The sequence below is a fragment of the Nostoc sp. XA010 genome, assembly GCF_020829625.1.
GTDB lineage: Bacteria > Cyanobacteriota > Cyanobacteriia > Cyanobacteriales > Nostocaceae > Nostoc.
This window is the reverse complement of the sequence record NZ_JAIVFX010000026.1, coordinates 1-18,930: the sequence shown is the minus strand read 5'-3', so window position 1 is coordinate 18,930 and position 18,930 is coordinate 1. Positions and strand designations below refer to the sequence as shown.

The 18,930-nt window shown below is 41.5% G+C and carries 15 protein-coding genes; 8 read left to right on the top strand and 7 right to left on the bottom strand.

The features are described 5' to 3' along the window. The first annotated feature begins 101 nt into the window (after positions 1-101). Entirely contained in the window at positions 102-695 is a 594-nt protein-coding gene (locus tag LC608_RS26845; RefSeq protein WP_229556542.1) for a hypothetical protein, read from the top strand. 157 nt (positions 696-852) lie between these two features. Here the strand turns inward: LC608_RS26845 and LC608_RS26840 are convergent, their stop codons facing one another. The 3 genes from LC608_RS26840 to LC608_RS26830 all read right to left on the bottom strand — a co-directional run bounded on the left by LC608_RS26840 (position 853) and on the right by LC608_RS26830 (position 5,242). Beyond that, entirely contained in the window at positions 853-1,332 is a 480-nt protein-coding gene (locus LC608_RS26840) for a tellurite resistance TerB family protein (RefSeq protein WP_229556486.1), read from the bottom strand. Between the two features lie 316 nt (positions 1,333-1,648). Then, positions 1,649-3,055 (bottom strand): hypothetical protein, encoded by a 1,407-nt coding sequence (locus LC608_RS26835; RefSeq protein WP_229556485.1) that lies wholly within the window; start codon positions 3,053-3,055, stop codon positions 1,649-1,651. Positions 3,056-3,136: 81 nt separating this feature from the next. Next, the gene (locus tag LC608_RS26830; protein ID WP_229556484.1) at positions 3,137-5,242 is read right to left on the bottom strand and encodes a CHAT domain-containing protein; all 2,106 of its coding nucleotides are present in this window, start codon (positions 5,240-5,242) and stop codon (positions 3,137-3,139) included. A 260-nt stretch (positions 5,243-5,502) separates the two neighbouring features. Between LC608_RS26830 and LC608_RS26825 the strand changes: the two genes are divergently transcribed. Beyond that, positions 5,503-5,883 (top strand): endonuclease domain-containing protein, encoded by a 381-nt coding sequence (locus tag LC608_RS26825; protein ID WP_229556483.1) that lies wholly within the window; start codon positions 5,503-5,505, stop codon positions 5,881-5,883. 62 nt (positions 5,884-5,945) lie between these two features. Beyond that, entirely contained in the window at positions 5,946-6,206 is a 261-nt protein-coding gene (locus LC608_RS26820) for a DUF4351 domain-containing protein (RefSeq protein WP_229556482.1), read from the top strand. 105 nt (positions 6,207-6,311) lie between these two features. Here the strand turns inward: LC608_RS26820 and ilvB are convergent, their stop codons facing one another. From ilvB to LC608_RS26805, 3 genes are all read right to left on the bottom strand, one after another. Further along, positions 6,312-8,225 carry a biosynthetic-type acetolactate synthase large subunit gene (ilvB, locus tag LC608_RS26815; protein ID WP_229556481.1) on the bottom strand — a complete coding sequence of 638 codons (1,914 nt, stop codon included), beginning with the start codon at positions 8,223-8,225 and terminating at the stop codon, positions 6,312-6,314. Positions 8,226-8,358: 133 nt separating this feature from the next. Next, positions 8,359-9,621 (bottom strand): MFS transporter, encoded by a 1,263-nt coding sequence (locus tag LC608_RS26810; protein WP_229556480.1) that lies wholly within the window; start codon positions 9,619-9,621, stop codon positions 8,359-8,361. Positions 9,622-9,731: 110 nt separating this feature from the next. Continuing rightward, a complete protein-coding gene (locus LC608_RS26805) occupies positions 9,732-10,328 on the bottom strand; it encodes a hypothetical protein (protein WP_229556479.1) in 597 nt (198 codons plus the stop codon). Positions 10,329-10,792: 464 nt separating this feature from the next. On the opposite strand from LC608_RS26805, the gene LC608_RS26800 reads away from it, so the two are divergent. Continuing rightward, positions 10,793-11,338, top strand: coding sequence for a hypothetical protein (locus LC608_RS26800; RefSeq protein WP_229556478.1), 546 nt, complete (start codon positions 10,793-10,795; stop codon positions 11,336-11,338). Between the two features lie 70 nt (positions 11,339-11,408). Further along, complete coding sequence (locus LC608_RS26795; protein WP_229556477.1) at positions 11,409-12,527, top strand: ferrochelatase; 1,119 nt, start codon at positions 11,409-11,411, stop codon at positions 12,525-12,527. A 979-nt stretch (positions 12,528-13,506) separates the two neighbouring features. Here the strand turns inward: LC608_RS26795 and LC608_RS26790 are convergent. After that, positions 13,507-14,052, bottom strand: a complete 546-nt coding sequence (locus tag LC608_RS26790) for an NADPH-dependent FMN reductase (protein ID WP_229556476.1) — start codon at positions 14,050-14,052, stop codon at positions 13,507-13,509. Between the two features lie 427 nt (positions 14,053-14,479). Between LC608_RS26790 and ftsH the strand changes: the two genes are divergently transcribed. The 3 genes from ftsH (at position 14,480) to LC608_RS26775 (ending at position 18,447) form a co-directional block, all read left to right on the top strand. Next, the gene (gene ftsH / locus LC608_RS26785; protein WP_308189926.1) at positions 14,480-16,369 is read left to right on the top strand and encodes an ATP-dependent zinc metalloprotease FtsH; all 1,890 of its coding nucleotides are present in this window, start codon (positions 14,480-14,482) and stop codon (positions 16,367-16,369) included. 169 nt (positions 16,370-16,538) lie between these two features. Then, positions 16,539-16,739 (top strand): hypothetical protein, encoded by a 201-nt coding sequence (locus LC608_RS26780; RefSeq protein WP_229556475.1) that lies wholly within the window; start codon positions 16,539-16,541, stop codon positions 16,737-16,739. A gap of 346 nt (positions 16,740-17,085) precedes the next feature. Further along, a complete protein-coding gene (locus tag LC608_RS26775; protein ID WP_229556474.1) occupies positions 17,086-18,447 on the top strand; it encodes an ATP-dependent endonuclease in 1,362 nt (453 codons plus the stop codon). Positions 18,448-18,930 lie beyond the last annotated feature (483 nt).

The following is an 18,930-nucleotide window of genomic DNA, read 5'->3' as shown; positions in this document are numbered from 1 at the left end:
CTACGACGGGTTGCGCCTACGCACAAACATAATTTATGGGACTACAAAATAGAAACATAAGTCAACCTGCATATACAGAAATACGAAATCGAGGCAATGGTGTGAGTACATTTTTATCTGGTGTAGCTGTATTACTCTCTACTTTGGCTTTGGGATGTAGCGGCTATGTAGCTTATGAAGTTTTCACGTTGCGGCAGACACTAAACGCTACTAATACAGCCAGCAACACTATTCCCACTCAAGTGCCAAGTCCTACAACTTCTCCACAAACAACGAACTCACCATCCCCAGCCACTGCTACAACTTCAGCAATTAATCCAGGTCAATTTGTGCAGCCTGCTTTTGGCAAAAAGGCAGAGGTTGAGTTACTTTCAGCAAAACGAATTAAAGATCCAGAAACTGGAAACCGTGATGTGGTAAATCTGCAAATGCGTATTCGTCGCCTTGCCACAGACGGAGTTGTTGGTGGTAATATTATATCGGTTGCTAGTACAACAGCCCGCAATCCTGAGACTAGCGTAACCTACAAAGGAGTTGCTCTTAATCGTTCAACAGGAAGCGTTTCTTTGTTCCAAGTACGTCCACAAGCTTCCGCAGATGCTTATATCTGGCTAAGAGTTCCCGATGGTGTTAATAACTTGGACATTTTTGTGCCAGATACAGCCGCATTTAAAAATGTACCAATTTCTAATTAGTGGTCTATGGAATTAATTTTGATAACGTGCAAGATTCCCAACTTCTTTATGAAGTCAGGAATCTGAACAACTCAACTTAAACAAAATTATTTCTTACTTTAAATTAGCAACCCCAAATTAACGATGCTAGATGGTTGAGGCTGTAATTGAAAAAAGATTACTCCTCTTCCTCTCCGTCTTCTTCCTCTTCGTCTTCTTCCTCTCCGAATACTCCGTCAATAAGTTCTTGTGCGCGTTCGTCTGAAATTTTTAAGGCTTCTTGAAGCTCAGAGATATAATCTTGTTCGTGTTCGGGTACTTCTTCGTCAATCCCCACGACTAAGATAGCTGTGATGTATGCAGCTTCGCGATAACCTCTATTAGGTAAGGATTCGATGGACTGGGCAATTAAATCTTCTGGTTCTTCTTCTTCAATCAAGCTGACGACTTTTTCGGTCAATTCTTCAAAGTCTTCTTCAGAGTAATCTTCAAATAAGTCAACCCGACCGAGAAATTCACTTAAAGCATATTCTTCTGTTGAAGAAATACCTTCACCATCAGCCGCAGCTGAAAATAGTCCAAGGATGGCGATCGCAACTTCTGGTTCTAAAGCAACTGAACTAACACTACAGCCTTTGGGCAACTTGCGTTTAGACATAATTATCCTTTAAAAGTTACGTGATATTTCAGGAAGTAATACCTTATGGTGTATAATCCTTCCTCGATTTATGATTCCCAAAAGAATGCAGAAATATACATTGGGATGAATCTTTTTTTCATAAAAAATACGCAGGGAATATATTACTCTGCGTATAAAAACGGTTAATTTGCCTTGAGCGAGCGAGGTTTTTAATAGGGGCGCAAGGACTTGCGCCCCTACAAATCTAGAAATAATTTGGGATAATTTATTTTTTGCAAGTTCCTAAAGGGATAGCTATAATCCCGTCTTTACAAGAGTTCTATCATTTCTCTACTTATTTCTTATCTCTAGGATGATATTGGCGCTGAGTTATCAGCCAACCTATGCCAATAAAAAAGAGTGTAGCGAAGACACTCAACAACAAAGATGCGTAAAAGGGATGGGGTGGGTTGTTGGGAGATATTACGGTTAGGGGTTGGTTGATTTTGTCGATGTGTTGGACGATTATACCAGAGGCGATCGCACCACCACCAAAGCCTATACCTAGTACTTGGATTGTGTTTTCTAGGGAGCGATCGCGCTCACTTTGTTCTGTTTCTACTATACCTCGTATAGTATCAACCAATTGTCCAAACAATTCTTGACCTGGAGTCAAATAGTTAATATCTGTTTGGATTTGTTCTCGCCATTTTTTACATTCTTTGTTGAAAAAATCTTGCCAGAATTTGGGTCTATTTCCGTTACCAATAGTTTTAATTTGATCTAAGCAAATTTTATAGTTAATAATATTAGTTGTAATTGATGTGTGGTGTGTTTGTAAATCTTGCAAAGATCTGGTGTAATCAAAGCTTTTTTTGGGGATTTCTCCCATTAGGCTTTTTAAGCTAGATAATTGTGTTTGATTTTCAGATATCAGGCTGTTAAATTCTTGAATTTTATTTTCTAAATTACTATAAATTGTTCTCGCATCTCGGTAGCGTTGACGCGCTAGTTGATAAATGTAAAGTATTTTATGGTAGCTACATAGTAAATTTAGCAACCAGTCATAAGCTTCTGCTGCAAGTCTTGCTGTTGGTGCTTGACTATTATTAATGACTATTAAAATATGGCATTGTTTGGCAGGGTTATCTGGTTCATTTGGGTCAAGTGCTTGGTATTCAAATAAAAGACTACCAAACAGTTCTCCCTTTTGTGTTCTTACAGGATTTAAATTTGTGCCAGCTACTAAGGCTATGGCTAATTTTTTAGCTAGTGTACCACAATCTTCAGTTGGATCTACTTCTCCATAAATCGATAATGTTTGTCCTAAAGATGCTTGAATATGAGATGGTAGTAGGGAACTTGGTTTAAAATGTTGCAGTTGTGGTATGTCTATGGAAATGTTTGATGGCTCTGGAACTAGAGTTAAATCAAATGCGTAGGTATCATTAAGCAAGAAAGGCTGAAGATTAGCATTAATTTTAAAGCCTTCTGTTGTGGGGAGACTGCCCAAATCTAAATCTTGAGCATCAATTAACCGTTCTGGTATTCTTCCTATTTCCCGCTTGGGTTCGTATTTACTATTTTGATAACAAATTAACTTTGAGCGTAAATCTTTCAACCCAACAAAAGTTAGCGAACCTTCACCCACTTTCACCAGATTTTCCCACAAGAGATTAGCATCTGTCACAACTTCACCGGGAAGTTCAGTTAGGGTGTGGCGGAGATGAAAAGCATAGAGGCTAAGGCTGAAATTCTTCACTATTTTTTGTCGGCTTTTGTGTTTTCAGACAAAGGAGAGTTGTTTTTTATGGCGTTATCTACAAGTTCCTTTGATGATTCACTAGGTTGATTGAGAGAGAGTGACTAAGCGACAGTTTTCTAGTTTGAAGTAAGTAATGATATCTGCTAAAGTCAAGTTTACATCAGCTAACTGTAAACCAGAATCTTGAGGAGAAGCAAAGTTAAAGTATCCATGACAGAAGAAAAAAGCACAGTTAGCTTTCAGCAATTTTTCATGTAGTGTGACATTGTGAATATTTTCATTAATGCCGAGCAGGATTGCTGACCTTTTGGCTTGTTTTTGCTTGAAAATATTAGCATCAGTAAACTGTTTTTTGATGGCTGCAACTGCTCCTAAATCTTTGTCGTAGCCTTGATATAAATCTACTGTGGGATTTTGGATAGCACAGAAAGATTGAAAATCAGGACGTTGACGCAGTTGGACTTGTTGCAGAAGTTGACAACTGGGTACATAGCCTACGCCGTTGGGGAATAAATCAATTAGGTATGATTCATTGACAGGTAAAGCATGGAGAGGAAACAGGTGTAAGTAGCAATGAGGAATAAGGATTAATCTGTCGCATTGTTTGGGTACTAGGTCTAGGATTTGCTCAATATGCAAAATTTCTGCTAACTTTTTCAGGCGTTCTTTTAGCTGATTCTGCCATTGGGTTTTATTTTGGTCTTGCGAGTTGTAGTATTCAATCAAATATTCCTTTGTCCAATCTAGTAAGGCATCTAAATCTTGTTGACTAGAATGCCAGATGGCTGGCTTGTTGTCGCGGGTGATAATGAAAGCGCGAAAACAATCACTAAAAAGATACCATTCGATGATTGCAGTTTTGTTATCTAAGAGCTTTTGAATTTCTCCAAACTGGATGCTGCTACCAACTAAAGGCAAATTTTCTGGACTTGTTAATGTTGCTTTGGTTAACAGTTCTACTAAAATGCGGGTTTTACTACGCTCAATATATTCTATTGCCTCGGCATCTCTTGCCAATGCTAGGCAAACTTCCACCATACATCTATAAAGTTGATTCCATTCTTCTGCTTGTTTACGCTTGGCTTCTTCGGTAGAATCAATTTTAACCCGCAAAGCTTCCACTGTCTCTATTGCTTTAACAAAGGTATTGTAAGCTGAGTCAAATTGTTTTTCCTCTTGGTATAACCTACCGAGATTTGACAAAGTTTCTGCATTTTTTTGGGGAAAGGCGCTGCGGGTTCTAACGGACAGTGCAGCAGAATAAGCAGCGATCGCACTTTCAATATTCTCGGCTCGTTCTCCTACTATTCTGTTACGGTAAGCAGTTCCCAAATTATTTTGCGTCGTTGCCCAATTTTCAGGAAAGGCATTGCGGGTTCTAACTTCGAGAGCAGCAGAAAAAGCAGCAATTGCCATTTCAATATTCTCGGCTCCTTCTCCGAATATTCTCTCACCGTAAGCATTCCCCAAATTATTTTGCGTCGTTGCCCAATTTTCAGGAAAGGCATTGCGGGTTCTAACTTCGAGAGCAGCAATTGCCATTTCAATATTCTCGGCTCCTTCTCCGAATATTCTCTCACCGTAAGCATTCCCCAAATTATTTTGCGTCGTTGCCCAATCAACAGGAAAGGCGTTGCGAGTATAAACAGTGAGGGCGATTTCGTAGCCAGTGATCGCAATTTCCATGTCGTTGGCTTTGCTACCCAAGGGGAACTGCTGAATCAGATTACTAAAATTACCAATTACTGCGGCGATGGATGTTGCTGTATCTGTTTCCGCTTCTGCTAAGATATTTGTTGCCCAACGGCGTAATAATTCCGCAAAAATATCATTGAGTTTATCGGTATTAGCTGCCAGTAAGGGGTAAATTACTTGAGGATCGCCGTTGCTGTCTGCTGTTGTTCGTACTATTTCTATTAAAAATTGCCCGTAAGTGTCTATATCTTCTTGAGTGATGGGGGTAGTTTCTGGGGTAGTGAGATATGTTGCTAAGTTTCTCAACCACTCGGCAGTATTTTCCTCTCCCTGCTGGGCAAAATGCTCTGCTGTTGCTACAACAACCTGCACAAAGTCAGCATCTAGCAATTCTGTATTCGCTGCTAATATCTCTGGTTCTTCTCCGCTAGGGCAACTTAGCAGGGTTTGAATTAGCTGATTATAAGCGTGTAAACGCTGTTTGTTCATGAGCAGGTGTGAGTTAGACGCATCTTGATGAAGCTTCAACAATATTATGCTCAATTTAGGAAAAATGAGGGGTAAAAGTTTTAGATTGTCCTTAAAAAGGTTACGGTGTACACGCAAGTTATTGAATTACCCCACCCTAACCCTCCCCTTTACAAGGGGAGGGAACTAGATAGATTTTCCAATTTCCCCCCTTTACAAGGGGGGATTAAGGGGGGTAGTCCTGGGAATAATAAGCGCAGTCCAGGAATATGAAAACGCTGATGACAAAGCTGTATAACCAAACCTCAGAAAAGCAAAAACGGCAAGCTCTCAGAAACAATATGCCCCCATCTGAAAAAATAGTTTGGGCAAAACTTAGAAATCAACAAATTGAAAGCTGTAAATTTCGCAGACAATACAGTATTGACAGATTTGTAGTGGATTTTTATTCTTCGGAATTGAGACTTGCCATAGAAATTGATGGTGATAGTCACTATCAAGATGGAGTTCCAGAATATGACCGCGATCGCCAAGCATTTTTGGAATCAAAAGGTACGAGGTTTTTGAGATTTACGAATCAAGAAGTTTATCAAGATATTGATGGTGTGGTAGATAAGATTAGGGAAGTTATTTGTAGGTTGAGGGAAGTTACCCCACCCTAACCCTCCCCTTATAAAGGGGAGGGAACTAGATAGATTCTCTTGTTTCCCTTATGCAAGAATCTGTGATTTACCAAGACATTCTGCAAAAAGGATTGCAACAAGGACAAGAACGAGGAAAGAAACAGGAGGCGTTACAACTGATTATGCGTCTTTTAACACGTCGGTTTGCTGCAATTGAGCCAGAGATAGAACAGCACATTGGCACATTACCCATTACTCAACTAGAAGACTTAGCTGAGGCGCTGTTAGATTTCTCCAGTCAAAGCGATTTAGTAAATTACTTAGGAAATATCTTTTTACCTCAACCTAATCAGGAAGATTAAGTGACATCTACGCAAGAGTAAAGGGAGCAGAAGTAGGGGAATTCCTGTATGTTTCTCCCCTTCTCCTTGCTCCCCTACCTCCCTAGTCTGAATTATCAAAAAGCGTTACAGCTTCGTCCCACACTCAGCACAAAAGTTATGGTTAGGAGCATTTTTTGCATTGCAGTTGCTACAATACAATGCCTCTGCTGCCGCTTTTGGCGGTTGCTTTTGCAAGCCGACCATTTGAGCGTTGCTCTTACCAGGAGCTACCATTGGATAGCAGTTTTCCTCTCTGGTGACGTGGACATTCACAATCACCGGGCCTTTGTGTGCTAGCATTTCGGCGATCGCATCTTTTAATTGACTGCGATCACTAATTACCATACCCTTTATGCCATAAGCTTTTGCCAATAACTCTACGTCTGGCATCCCTACTTCCATATCTGAGGATGAGTAACGCTCACCATAGAAGGCTTGCTGCCACTGGCGCACCATCCCTAGCCAGCCGTTATTAATAATTAGTGTTTTGACATTTATCCCATACTGTGCAAGCGTACCAAGTTCCTGCAAACACATTTGGAAACTAGCATCACCGCTAATACAGATGACTTCTTCATTAGGAAACGCGACTTTCGCGCCCATTGCCGCAGGTAAGCCAAAACCCATCGTTCCCAAACCAGCGCTAGAAATCCAGCGCCTTGGGCCATTCTTCAGGAATTGTGCTGCCCACATTTGATGTTGTCCGACATCTGTAGTGTAGAAAGCTTGGGGCGCTTGGCGACTGACTTCTACAATCACTTCTTGGGGTGAAATGCTGTCGGGATGGTGCGGCACTATTAGAGGATACTCATCGCGCCAACGGTTAACTAAATTTAACCACTCTTGGTTTTGATTAGGGGTAGCCTTAACACCTGTTTCTTTGCATCGACGCAACAAGTCTACTAACACATTCCGCACATCGCCGACGATGGGCACTTCAGGAATGCGGTTTTTGCCGACTTCTGCGGGATCGATGTCGATGTGAATTACTTTGGCGCGGGAGGCGAATTCGTCTAATTTGCCTGTAACGCGATCGTCAAATCTAGCGCCAACGCAAATCAGCAAGTCACAATCACTAACGGCAAAGTTAGCGTAAGCAGTGCCGTGCATCCCCAACATTCCCAAAGCTAAGGGATGATGTTCGTCAAATGCACCGATCCCCATTAAGGTTGTGGTGACAGGGATATTGAATAATTCAGCTAGTTCTTTGATTTCTTCATGGGCACTAGCTGCGATCGCACCACCACCCACATACAGGAGAGGACGGCGACTTTCAGTAATCAACTGGATCGCGGCATTAATTTGTCGGGGATTTCCCTTCACCGTGGGACGATAACCGCGTAACTTCACTGAACCTGGTTTTACAGGCACATAGTCAAATTCTTCTAAAGCTACATCTTTGGGGACATCAATCAAAACTGGCCCCGGACGCCCACTGCTAGCGATGTGGAAGGCTTCGGCGACAATTCGCGCCATATCTTTAGGGTCACGCACTACATAGGAGTGCTTGACAATCGGTAGCGTAATCCCGTAAATATCGGTTTCCTGAAACGCATCTGTACCAATCGACGGACGTGCTACCTGTCCTGTAACCACAACCATCGGAATTGAATCCATGTAGGCGGTGGCGATCCCTGTCACCAAGTTAGTTGCTCCTGGGCCAGAAGTACCAAAGCATACTCCTACTTTACCCGTGGCACGCGCGTAACCATCGGCGGCGTGGGCTGCGCCTTGTTCGTGTCTCACGAGAATGTGCTTCATAGCACCAGTTGCTTCCACCTTATACAGGTCGTCGTAAATTGGTAGAATTGCCCCACCAGGATAACCAAAAATATAATCAACGCCGTGGCGATGAAGGCTGTCAAGCAGAGCAAAACCACCAGATGCACGTTTGGGCACGACTGGGGGGCTAGAAACACGAGACTGTTTGTGATTCTCGGTTTGTGGGAGACTGATTTGGGAAAGCGATTCTCCTGCGGAGACACTTTGTAAACGCACGGTCAAACCTCAGACTATACCTAAAAGTTAATGCTGGATTCTGTATTTAAGATTTCATTTTAATTGAAAACTTCAATCAAAATTTTATTAATTTTTATATGAAATATAAACCTAGACTATTAGCGTACATTAATTAAATGACGTTTTGCAAGACTTTGCGGGTATTTTTCCAAGCCCAAACACCTACAACTACGACAATTATACTCATTGCTACCAGTACAGTTCGCAAGCCCAGAGCATCAGTTAATGGCCCAGTAATGGCCAAAGGTAACGCCAGAGCAATATTAACGGCATGATTTTGAAAGCCAAATACTTTACCGAGCATGGTAGATGGTGTTTGCTGTTGAATTAAAGTTTGCATGGGTACGCCAATTAGGGAAGCACCTACACCCAAAAATCCACAGAGTGTTAGCGCCAATAATAAGTTGTGCGTAAAAGTGAACACCCCTAAAACTAGTGCAATTATCAAAAATCCAATTAAAGGTAGGGGTTTGTGATGCAATTTATCACCCCAGTGGCCTAAAATCGCCGCACCAAATACCATACCCACGCCTGCTGCTGCCAAGAAAAAGCCAAACTGTTTTTCTTTTAAACCAAATTCCTCGGCTAATTGAATTGTCAGCACCGTTAAGGCTGCAAACACACAATATAAAGTTGTAAGTTGCAGCATGGCGTTCAAGATCAAAGGGTTTTTCTTGAGATAGCGCAGGCTTTCGGTGAATTCAGCCCAAAGGTGATTTGATGCCTGATGCTCTTTTGAGAGTTTGGGTTCTTTAAACTTAATTGGCTGCATGATCGCAGCCGATAATATGTATAATCCACCAACTACAATCTCTTGACCGTATTGTTCTCCCATCAAGCTTTTCGCCAAACTCAAAATCGGCTCTCCTATAGCAAAGCCAACAATTAAAGCTCCCATCATTGTGCTGCTAAACAGCGCATTGGCTGCCAACAAATTTTCTCGCTTCACCAATAAGGGAATGGCTGCTTGTTCAGCTGGTGCAAAAAACTGCGTCACTGTGGAAATGGCAAAAGTAAGAATTAACAAAATCAGGAATTCTCGTGGCAAAAGGGGAAGACACAGTGTTAACAGTCCACGCACAATGTCTGAGCCGATCATAATCAGCTTTTTTGGGAAGCGGTCAACAAAGAGGCCACCGACAGAGCCGAACAAAATTGCTGGTATTGTAAACGACAACATCAAGGTTGAATACATCGAGTTTTGTGCCAACCCAGGAAGCGGTGAGTAGTTCTCCAGCAGAGCAATCATTAAAACGAAGAAGACCTTATCTGCTAACTGGGACACTAATTGCCCAATCCACAGGAGCATAAAAGCACGGTTCTTTAGCAGTGCGCTAAACCCGTTATTAACAGCAGCTGGTTCAGTTGGAAACATTAGATACTTTCTTTAGGTAGATAGGGAGTGGGGAGTCGGGGAACTAATGACCAATGATCAATGACTAATGACTAATGACTAACTCCTGTTTACTTACTCCATTGTCCGGATTAATTTGCTTCATAGTGCTTTAACAGCATAAGCAAAAATTCCGTTGCTGTCAGACGACCTTTGGGTGGAGAAATTTCAATGGATGAATTTACCCAGCAGCCTTGTACAATTTGGGGCGATCGCCAGATGGACAAATGATCAACTGCTGGCTCTGCATAAAAGTTATTTTGCCCACAACCTAGCAAACAAGAACTCCAATGGGTGAAATAATCATGACTCATCCGATGAATAGGGAAATTACCCTGTAGTGGTACTCCCCATCCATCTATAGCAATAAACGCTCTGACACGACCACCCATGAGTTGCCACAAATGCGCTGCCCCTATTGCCCCAACTACGCCAGCACTAAAGCTAATAAATATAATTGGTGATTTTAAAGATCCGGTCAAGTGATACCTGCGGTGAGCTACGCTAACGCGCAAAAACTCCAAAATATGCAATGCTGATAAAACTACAAAATCTTTACCCGGATAAACCAGTATATTTGGGGGATTGTGTGCGATCGCGCTATTACGAACTACATCTAACAATCTTACTCTAAAGCTTTCAGTTAACTCTGGTTCATGGATTCCAGGGCAAATAATAATTATACTCATGTTTAACACTACCTTTGATTTTTTGACTCTTCCGATATACAGAGCTTTTTCCAAAATCAAGTATTTTTTTATATATTACCTTGTTTTTACTGAGTAAATTCTAGCCTCTTCATATATTTTTCCGAAAGAATACTATTCTTAAAAAAGATTAATTTGGCTTATAAATAATATTAAATTAATATCGTAAATAAAATGTTTGTTTTTATAATCACCTTGTTAATTATATTATTAATTAACTTTATATTTTTATACAATAGTTTGATTCAGAAAAAGAATCAAGTTAATAATGCATTTTCTACTATTGATGTGATTCTACAAAAAAGAAGTTATTTGATACCTAGACTTGTTACCTTAGCTCAAATATATACAGCATCTACGGCTGTTATGAGGTACAGTAGCAGCAACTAGCAAACCAGTTTCTTAAATGTTGAGGATTTATTAATTCGAGTGCATTGTATGCACGGGTGTTGCTTTTAGACGCATACCTCTATAATGGTCACTTTGATAAAGCACTTAACTTATGCCAAGAGTTAAGCAACAGTAAACATCAAACGACTCAGATATTAGCACACTACTATCTTGCCGAAATATTTCCAGAAGCTAATTCTACAGAACAAAAATCATCACTAAATTCAACTAAAAGTTCACTCACTCCTGCACAAGCGACTGAACTTATAAACACTGGATATGAAGCTATTACTAAAAAACGCTATAAAAAAGCAATCCAAGCACTAAATGTTTTTTGCAAAGCTGCTTCTCCAGCTACGAAACACTATTTTTTAGCACATAAATGGCTGATAAAAGCATATCAAGAGAATGGCTCCTGTTTGACTTTTGACTTCCCCAAAGGGGCTGGGGCTGACCGCTTTTGGTATCCAGCAACACAACAGATGGGGCATTGGTTAAATTTTTCATACCCAATGCCCCACGTAAGTTTTGTATGTCTTTTGATGTATTATTTTGATTTTCCTAGCTTTCCTATCCCCCTGGATGGGATAATAAGTTACTAGTAGGGAAAATGTGTAAACTATTCTCTAACTCCAAATCTCTCTGCACTTTGGTTATATTGAGGAACTCATTGTGGTTGCCACGCCGGAAAAAGTACAACACACCCACGAGCATCTATCAGGTAAAGAACGTGTAGCCGTACTGCTTATGGGCTACGGCGAAGTCGAAAGCTATGAAGATTTCGCCAACTATAACGAACAGGCTTTAAATCTACTGACAGCAAAATTTGCACCAGTACCAACCTGGATTTATCCTCCTCTGGCAAAGCTTTTGGCGCTATTTGACCGCCACGAGTGGGGACACACACACCACGATTTTATCTCCCCACACAATGCCATCTTTGAACAGCAGCGTGTTGGGATTGAGAAGAATTTACAAGAAAAATGGGGTGATAAGGTTCAAGTTTTCAAAGCTTTTAACTTCTGCGCCCCTTTTCTACCTAATCAAGTTTTAGCAGAAATCAAAAACCAAGGCTTTGAGAAGCTGCTGATTTACCCACTGCTGGTTGTTGATTCTATTTTTACCAGTGGGATTGCGATCGAGCAAGTTAACAATGCTCTCGTTGAGTTGGCTGATGGTGAAGAACACTGGGTTAAAGCACAGCGCTACATTCCTTCTTTCTTCAACGAACCAGCTTACATCGATTTAATGGCTCATCTGGTTGAGGAGAAAATTGCTGAGTTAGGCGCAGCTTATCTACCTTCTCAAATCGGTATTGTGTTAATGAATCACGGCTGTCCCCACAAAGCTAAAGGCTTTACTTCTGGGATTGCCGAAAGTGAAGCAATGTACGATTTGGTTAGGGATAAGTTGATTAATCGTTATCCTTTAATCTCGGTGGGTTGGCTCAACCATGATACGCCCTTAATTGATTGGACACAGCCAAATGCAGAGCAAGCGGCAAATAACCTGATTCAACTGGGTGCAAAAGTGGTAATTTTTATGCCTATTGGCTTTGCCACAGAAAACCACGAAACTTTATTGGATGTACACCATATCATCCATGCTTTGGAAAAACAGCATCCTGGTACGAACTACGTGCAAATGGCTTGCGTTAACGATCATCCAGAATTTTTGGCAATGGTGGCCCAATGGGCTGATGCTCATATTGCAGAGTTGTTGTCAGAGCAAACTTTGGCAGTTAATCCCCAACTAGCTGGGGATCATCACCACCATCACCACCATCATTAAGTTGAGTAGGGTGGGCAAACCTTTGCTCAATAATTAATTACTAATTCGTAATTAAGAGGGCTAGAGCAAGCACTGATTACAACTACGAATTATCTTGAAAATCCCACGCCTTGAAGCGTGGGATTTTTTATAGATAGTGTGTAAAAGCCCAACTCAAGAATGGTGGGGATGTAATACCAATTCTGTATGAACATGCGCTAAATCATATTTAATCAAAAGTTAAAATTAAGAACCCCGTAAATTTAGGTTTGCTGTATCCCTTTTTTGAATGCATGAATGTGTGATTCGAGCGATCGCGCAGCGTCTCGTACACAAGCGATACTCCGCATGTTTACGGAAACAAAGAATGCTAAGAGAGAAGGTCGGCTTTATAAAGCTGATTATTCTAAGGTGAACTACCCACACTGACTTGGAGTACCAAATTCAGTGGGAGACTTACGGCGTAATAGTTAAAAACCATGGAAAATGGGAATTTTCCTAAACAAGAAAAGTATATCTATTCGCCTTTAGCATTATTTGCAGTACCACCATCTAGTAGCCCATCTCGGTCTTTAGTACAGGATAATGCCTTACAAGTTCTTGCTACCTTCCCAAATTCCACAAAGTATCAATATCTAGTAAGCTGTTACGCATTTAAGTTGCACATCAACTGGTGAGGTTATGCTTTGTCAATTGTCCTTTGTCCCTAGTAAACACTTCTGGACTAATGACTAATGACTAATGACGGTCTACACGAAAAATAGTGCAATATGTAAACGCGTTAGCTTAGTATGTCAAGCTCGTTTTGAGGGTTTGTAGTGAGTTAGCGCGGTCTTCTCCCAAGGGGAGACGCCAAGGGCGATGAGGGTTTCCCCCATAAGCGACTACCGATAGCGCAGCGTTAGCGAGGTACGAGCGTCACCCGAAGGGTAAGCACTTTAGTGATTAGAAAACGAAAATAAGGACTAAAGTCCTTACTACGAACTTACGTACTCTAGAATTAATCTACACCCCGCAGCTTGCGAGTGTTATCAACTAAACTCTGAGCAAATTGATCAAATCTTTGAGATAGTTTTTCATCTAGCAACTTGCCTTCAGGACTGAATGCACCCCAAGCTTGTCCGATCGCAATTTGTTCTGGAATCACCCAACCATGCACCCATCGGACAATTAGCCGTAGGTCATTTAAAGCATTACTATTAGACTGACCCCCCAATACGCTGATTAGTCCTGTCACTTTATCAGACAGTTGCTCAAAGCTCATCAAATCTAGGGCATTTTTCAGGACACCACTAACGCTACCATGATACTCAGGTGTCGCTAAAATTAATCCATCGGCGCGGCTGACTATATCTTGCAAGCGCTGAACATCTGGGTACTCTGGATACTCCTTTGCGCCAGTGCAAAACGGTAACTGCAACTGTCTTAAATCAATAATTTCTACCTCTGCTCCAAGGGCTTCTACCCTTTGCACTGCTAAAAGTAAAGCAACCTGGGTATAGGAGTTGGGTCTTAAACTACCACCAATGCCAACAATTCTCACCATAATTAATTAACTCACAAACTATTAACTAGCTACTATTACCAGATTTATGAAAAAACGGAATCGTTATGACTATGCTTATTTTAGCGATTTGTGTCAGAATGTGTCAAATTAATATCTACTGGGAACTGGGGAACATGAGGAGCAGGGGGAGCAGGGGGAGCAGGGGGAGATAAGGGAGTGAGGGACAAGAATTAATAAGCAATGCCCAATGCCCAATGCCCAATGCCCAGTCTGAACAGCTACATAAATCTAGATAATCATCTTGGTTGCTCAACTTCATGTAATAACCGGAAGAAACTTGGGAATGGTTTTGTGTGGAAGTTAGACTAGATAAGAAAAGTGTAATTTCCAGTTATTACAATTTTTGGTAGAAGAATAGGCATAAAACCATAGCTCAACTTGTGCCAGCAGACAAAGGGTAATTATTATGACAAATTTGGGAAAAAAACCATTGATAAAAAGACAGCCGCCAAAGCGTGGTGCTTGGGTTGGTGCGATTGCAGCTAGTTTGATTATGTTACCAGGAATTTTAGGGAGTACTCCCGTCTTGGCACAAAAGACAGAAAGCACCTCTTTAAATTATGGCGACTTGATCAAGAAAGCGAAGGCAGGAGAAATCCAAAAAGTAGAGCTTGACGAAACTGAACAGCTAGCAAAGGTTTATCTCAAAGGGCAAAAGGCTGATACACCACCGCAACAGGTGAGACTTCTGGCACAAAACACAGAGTTAATTAACATCCTCAAAGATAAGAATGTTGATTTTGGCGAAGTTTCTTCAGCTAATAGTCGAGCTGCTGTTGGACTGTTGATCAATCTCATGTGGATTTTGCCACTGGTAGCTCTAATGCTATTGTTCCTGCGTCGCTCTACTAATGCTTCTAGCCAAGCGATGAATTTCGGGAAATCCAAAGCTCGCTTCCAAATGGAAGCAAAAACTGGAGTAAAATTTGAAGATGTAGCCGGGGTTGAAGAAGCTAAAGAAGACCTCGAAGAAGTTGTTACTTTCCTGAAACAGCCTGAAAGATTTACTGCAGTAGGCGCACGTATTCCCAAAGGAGTGTTGTTAATTGGCCCTCCGGGTACTGGTAAAACTTTACTAGCAAAAGCGATCGCAGGTGAAGCAGGTGTACCATTTTTCAGCATTTCCGGTTCAGAATTCGTGGAAATGTTTGTTGGTGTGGGTGCATCTCGCGTGCGCGACCTCTTCAAGAAAGCCAAAGAGAATGCCCCTTGTCTAATATTTATCGATGAAATTGACGCAGTAGGTAGACAACGGGGTGCTGGTATCGGTGGCGGTAACGACGAGCGCGAACAAACCCTCAATCAACTGCTCACTGAAATGGATGGTTTTGAAGGTAACACAGGCATTATTATTATTGCTGCTACTAACCGTCCAGATGTTCTAGATGCAGCGCTGCTCAGACCAGGACGCTTTGACAGACAAGTGATGGTGGATGCACCGGATCTCAAAGGGCGACTGGAAATTTTGAAAGTCCACGCGCGGAATAAGAAAATTGATCCTAGCGTATCATTAGAAGCGATCGCTCGTCGCACTCCTGGTTTTACTGGCGCAGACTTAGCCAACTTACTCAACGAAGCTGCCATTCTCACTGCTAGGAGGCGCAAAGAAGCTGTCACCCTTTTAGAAATTGATTCTGCTGTGGATAGAGTCGTTGCAGGTATGGAAGGTACCGCCTTAGTAGACAGCAAGAGCAAGCGGTTGATTGCCTATCATGAAGTTGGACATGCTTTAGTTGGCACATTCCTCGAAGGGCATGATCCTGTACAAAAAGTTACGCTGATTCCACGGGGACAAGCACTGGGATTAACTTGGTTTACTCCCAACGAAGAACAGGGGTTAATTTCCCGTTCCCAACTCAAAGCCAGGATTACTGCTACTTTGGGTGGTCGCGCCGCCGAGGAAATTGTTTTTGGGAAGCCAGAAGTGACCACAGGTGCAGGCAATGACCTGCAACAAGTTACAGGAATGGCGCGGCAAATGGTGACACGCTTCGGGATGTCAGAATTAGGCCCATTGTCACTAGAAAATCAGAGTGGAGAGGTATTTTTGGGACGTGACTGGATGAATAAATCAGAATATTCTGAGGAAATTGCCGCCAAAATTGATTCACAGGTGCGCGAAATCGTCAACAAGTCCTACATCAGAGCAATAGAACTGTTGCAAGAAAATCGCATAGTTTTGGAGCGTTTAGTAGATTTGTTAATAGAACAGGAAACAATTGAGGGCGATTTATTCCGCAAAATTGTTGCTGACAATACCCAGGTAGCCGATGCACAAGTAGCTGTACCTCATTAGCGTATTGCGCTGTTGTACCGTCCAGAAATAAATTAACAATTATTACTTAAAAACCCGGTTTTGATAAAGAAGCCGGGTTTTTTACCCTTCTATTTAAGATTAAGCGAGCGCTAATACCTACCCAAACTTATAGAAAGCGGAGACTGATGCAGCAATACAGTTCAGTCGCTTGACATCACTCTTTGTTGTGCGATCGCAAACCGTCTCCATGAGAATCCCTTGGTGTGGACAGCATCAATTTTTGCTAATTACTGCTGTAAGTCAAGCTGGTAGAGAAACAGGAAGTGCGATCGCAAACTGTCTCCATGAGAATCGCTTGGCGTGTACAGCATCAATTTTTACTAATTGCTGCTCTAAGCCAACCTTGTAGAGAAACAGGAAGTACGATCATGACCAAAGGCGATGAGTGCGATCATCTGATTTAACGTTGAAAGCAGCATTTTTTAACCGGCAAGTAGGTCAAAAAACTAACAATACAAAAATACTATTAAAAATGAATGAGTTGGAAGATATACAGAATTATACTGTTTATTTACCTAAAGCAGGCTTTGACGCAGACAGTTGGCTGTCAATCGACTTAAGATGAGCAAATCTTCAGTGGGATGTCTGTGTATCTTCTGCAATTAGGGCGGTAAGCAGTGAGGATATCTCTGATAAATTCTTATAGATACAAGTATATGACAAAAGCAACCCAAGCGATCCGTAGTTTTTGACAAATGATAAAGACGATCAAACTGAAATTTGGAAGAGGCTCAGGATTACCCTCAGAGGAAGTAGTCACAACGCCCATAACTGTATTTGTAGGCCCAAACAACTCTGGGAAAAGCAAAGTTCTCTCTGAAATTCACTATTACTGCACAAGCGGTCAACTGAATGTAACAGATGTAATTTTAGAAAAGATTGAATTTGATACATTCTCAATTGAAGCAGCTGAAGAAAAGATTAAAAAGTCAACTCTTCAACCACATATAGGTGAAGCGCTCTTGCCGGATCATATAATTGTTGGGAAAAAGGGAACAAGGCATCAAGTTCCTAGACAGAATCTTTTGAATGTGTTACAAAATCCTAATGGTCAGGTAAACTTGTTTTGCCCGTGGTATCTCTCATTTAACACTCTCCTGCTAGACGGTAAAAGTCGTATTAGTTTGATTGGGCAACAAAGCGCTGGTGATCTCCAGCAACCCCCTCAAACAAGCTTTCAAGTGTTGTTTCGTGACGATGCCAAAAGAGATGAAGTTAGACGAATTATTTATGACGCTTTTGAGACGTACTTCGTTATAGATCCTACTTTTCTCGGTCAACTTAGACTACGCTTATCGCCTCGTCCTCCTAAGACAGATATGGAAGAGCGTGGGATTCACAATGAAGCTGTACAATTTCACTCAAAAGCATTCCCTGTTGAGCAAGCCAGCGACGGTGTAAAAGCATTCACTGGAATTATTACAGAGATTATAGCTGGTGATCCTGCCGTTATTCTAATTGATGAACCTGAAGCTTTTTTATATCCACCCTTAGCTTTCAAACTAGGAAAAGAAATTGCTATTTCTAGCTTAAACTCTCAAAAAAGATTGTTTGTATCAACACATAGTCCAAACTTTGTAATGGGTTGTATCCAATCAGGCGCACCAGTCAATATTGTGAGACTGACTTATCGCAGTGAGGTAGCTACTGCAAGAGTTTTATCTAACACAGATATTCTTCGATTGATGCGAAATCCTTTGTTGCGCTCAATCGGGGTGATCGAAGCACTATTCTATGAATTTGTTATCGTGACAGAATCGGATGCAGATCGCGCATTTTATCAGGAGATTAATGAGCGACTGCTACGTTATAAGCCAGAGTTGGGAATTCCTAACTGTTTGTTTCTCAATGCTCAAAACAAGCAAACTGTCCAAATAATTATCAAGCCTTTGAGAGAACTGGGTATACCAGCAGTTGGCATTGTTGACGTTGATATCCTGAAAGATGGTGGTCAGGATTGGACGAAGTTTGTTAAAAGTGGCTTTATACCAGAACTTGAGCATCACCCACTTGGTGCAGGGCTATTTCATTCTAAAGGAAGGTGCAATATGGTATAATCCAGCGCAAATTCTAGCTTCTTGCTCCTACTACTGTGTCTGAAATCGAAATTATAAAAGCTTTTGCAGATATAAAAGACCCGCGTCGCCGTGCCGGACAGCGACATAATCTCCCATTATGCCTAGCGCTGTTCACATTGGCGTAGGCGTAGCCCGCCGTAGGCATCGCCGCAGGAAATAAAGGATTTTTAGCAATTGGAGATTGGATTTCAAGCTACCGCGAGGAGTTGATTGACCTTTTTAAACCTACAAAAAATAGGTTACCTTCTTACAGTACAGTGCGTCGTACTTTATTACACATAAATTACGAGCAATATTCCCTATGCCTTGCGAATTTCTTTGACATAAAACCAGGGCTTGGGGAAACTGTAGCTATGGATGGTAAGGTCCTCAAGCACTCATATCAAGTTGAAAATGATAATCCGCATTCTGATTCTCACAAGCGCAATTATGTTGGTCAGCGCTTACCTTGTAGAGCGGGGA

Coding starts and splice junctions, on each gene's coding strand:
- LC608_RS26775 (WP_229556474.1), top strand. CDS start 17,086: ATGATAAAGACGATCAAACTGAAATTTGGAAGAGGCTCAGGATTACCC.
- LC608_RS26830 (WP_229556484.1), bottom strand. CDS start 5,242: ATGAACAAACAGCGTTTACACGCTTATAATCAGCTAATTCAAACCCTG.
- LC608_RS26840 (WP_229556486.1), bottom strand. CDS start 1,332: ATGTCTAAACGCAAGTTGCCCAAAGGCTGTAGTGTTAGTTCAGTTGCT.
- ftsH (WP_308189926.1), top strand. CDS start 14,480: ATGACAAATTTGGGAAAAAAACCATTGATAAAAAGACAGCCGCCAAAG.
- LC608_RS26810 (WP_229556480.1), bottom strand. CDS start 9,621: ATGTTTCCAACTGAACCAGCTGCTGTTAATAACGGGTTTAGCGCACTG.
- LC608_RS26825 (WP_229556483.1), top strand. CDS start 5,503: ATGACAAAGCTGTATAACCAAACCTCAGAAAAGCAAAAACGGCAAGCT.
- LC608_RS26790 (WP_229556476.1), bottom strand. CDS start 14,052: ATGGTGAGAATTGTTGGCATTGGTGGTAGTTTAAGACCCAACTCCTAT.
- LC608_RS26805 (WP_229556479.1), bottom strand. CDS start 10,328: ATGAGTATAATTATTATTTGCCCTGGAATCCATGAACCAGAGTTAACT.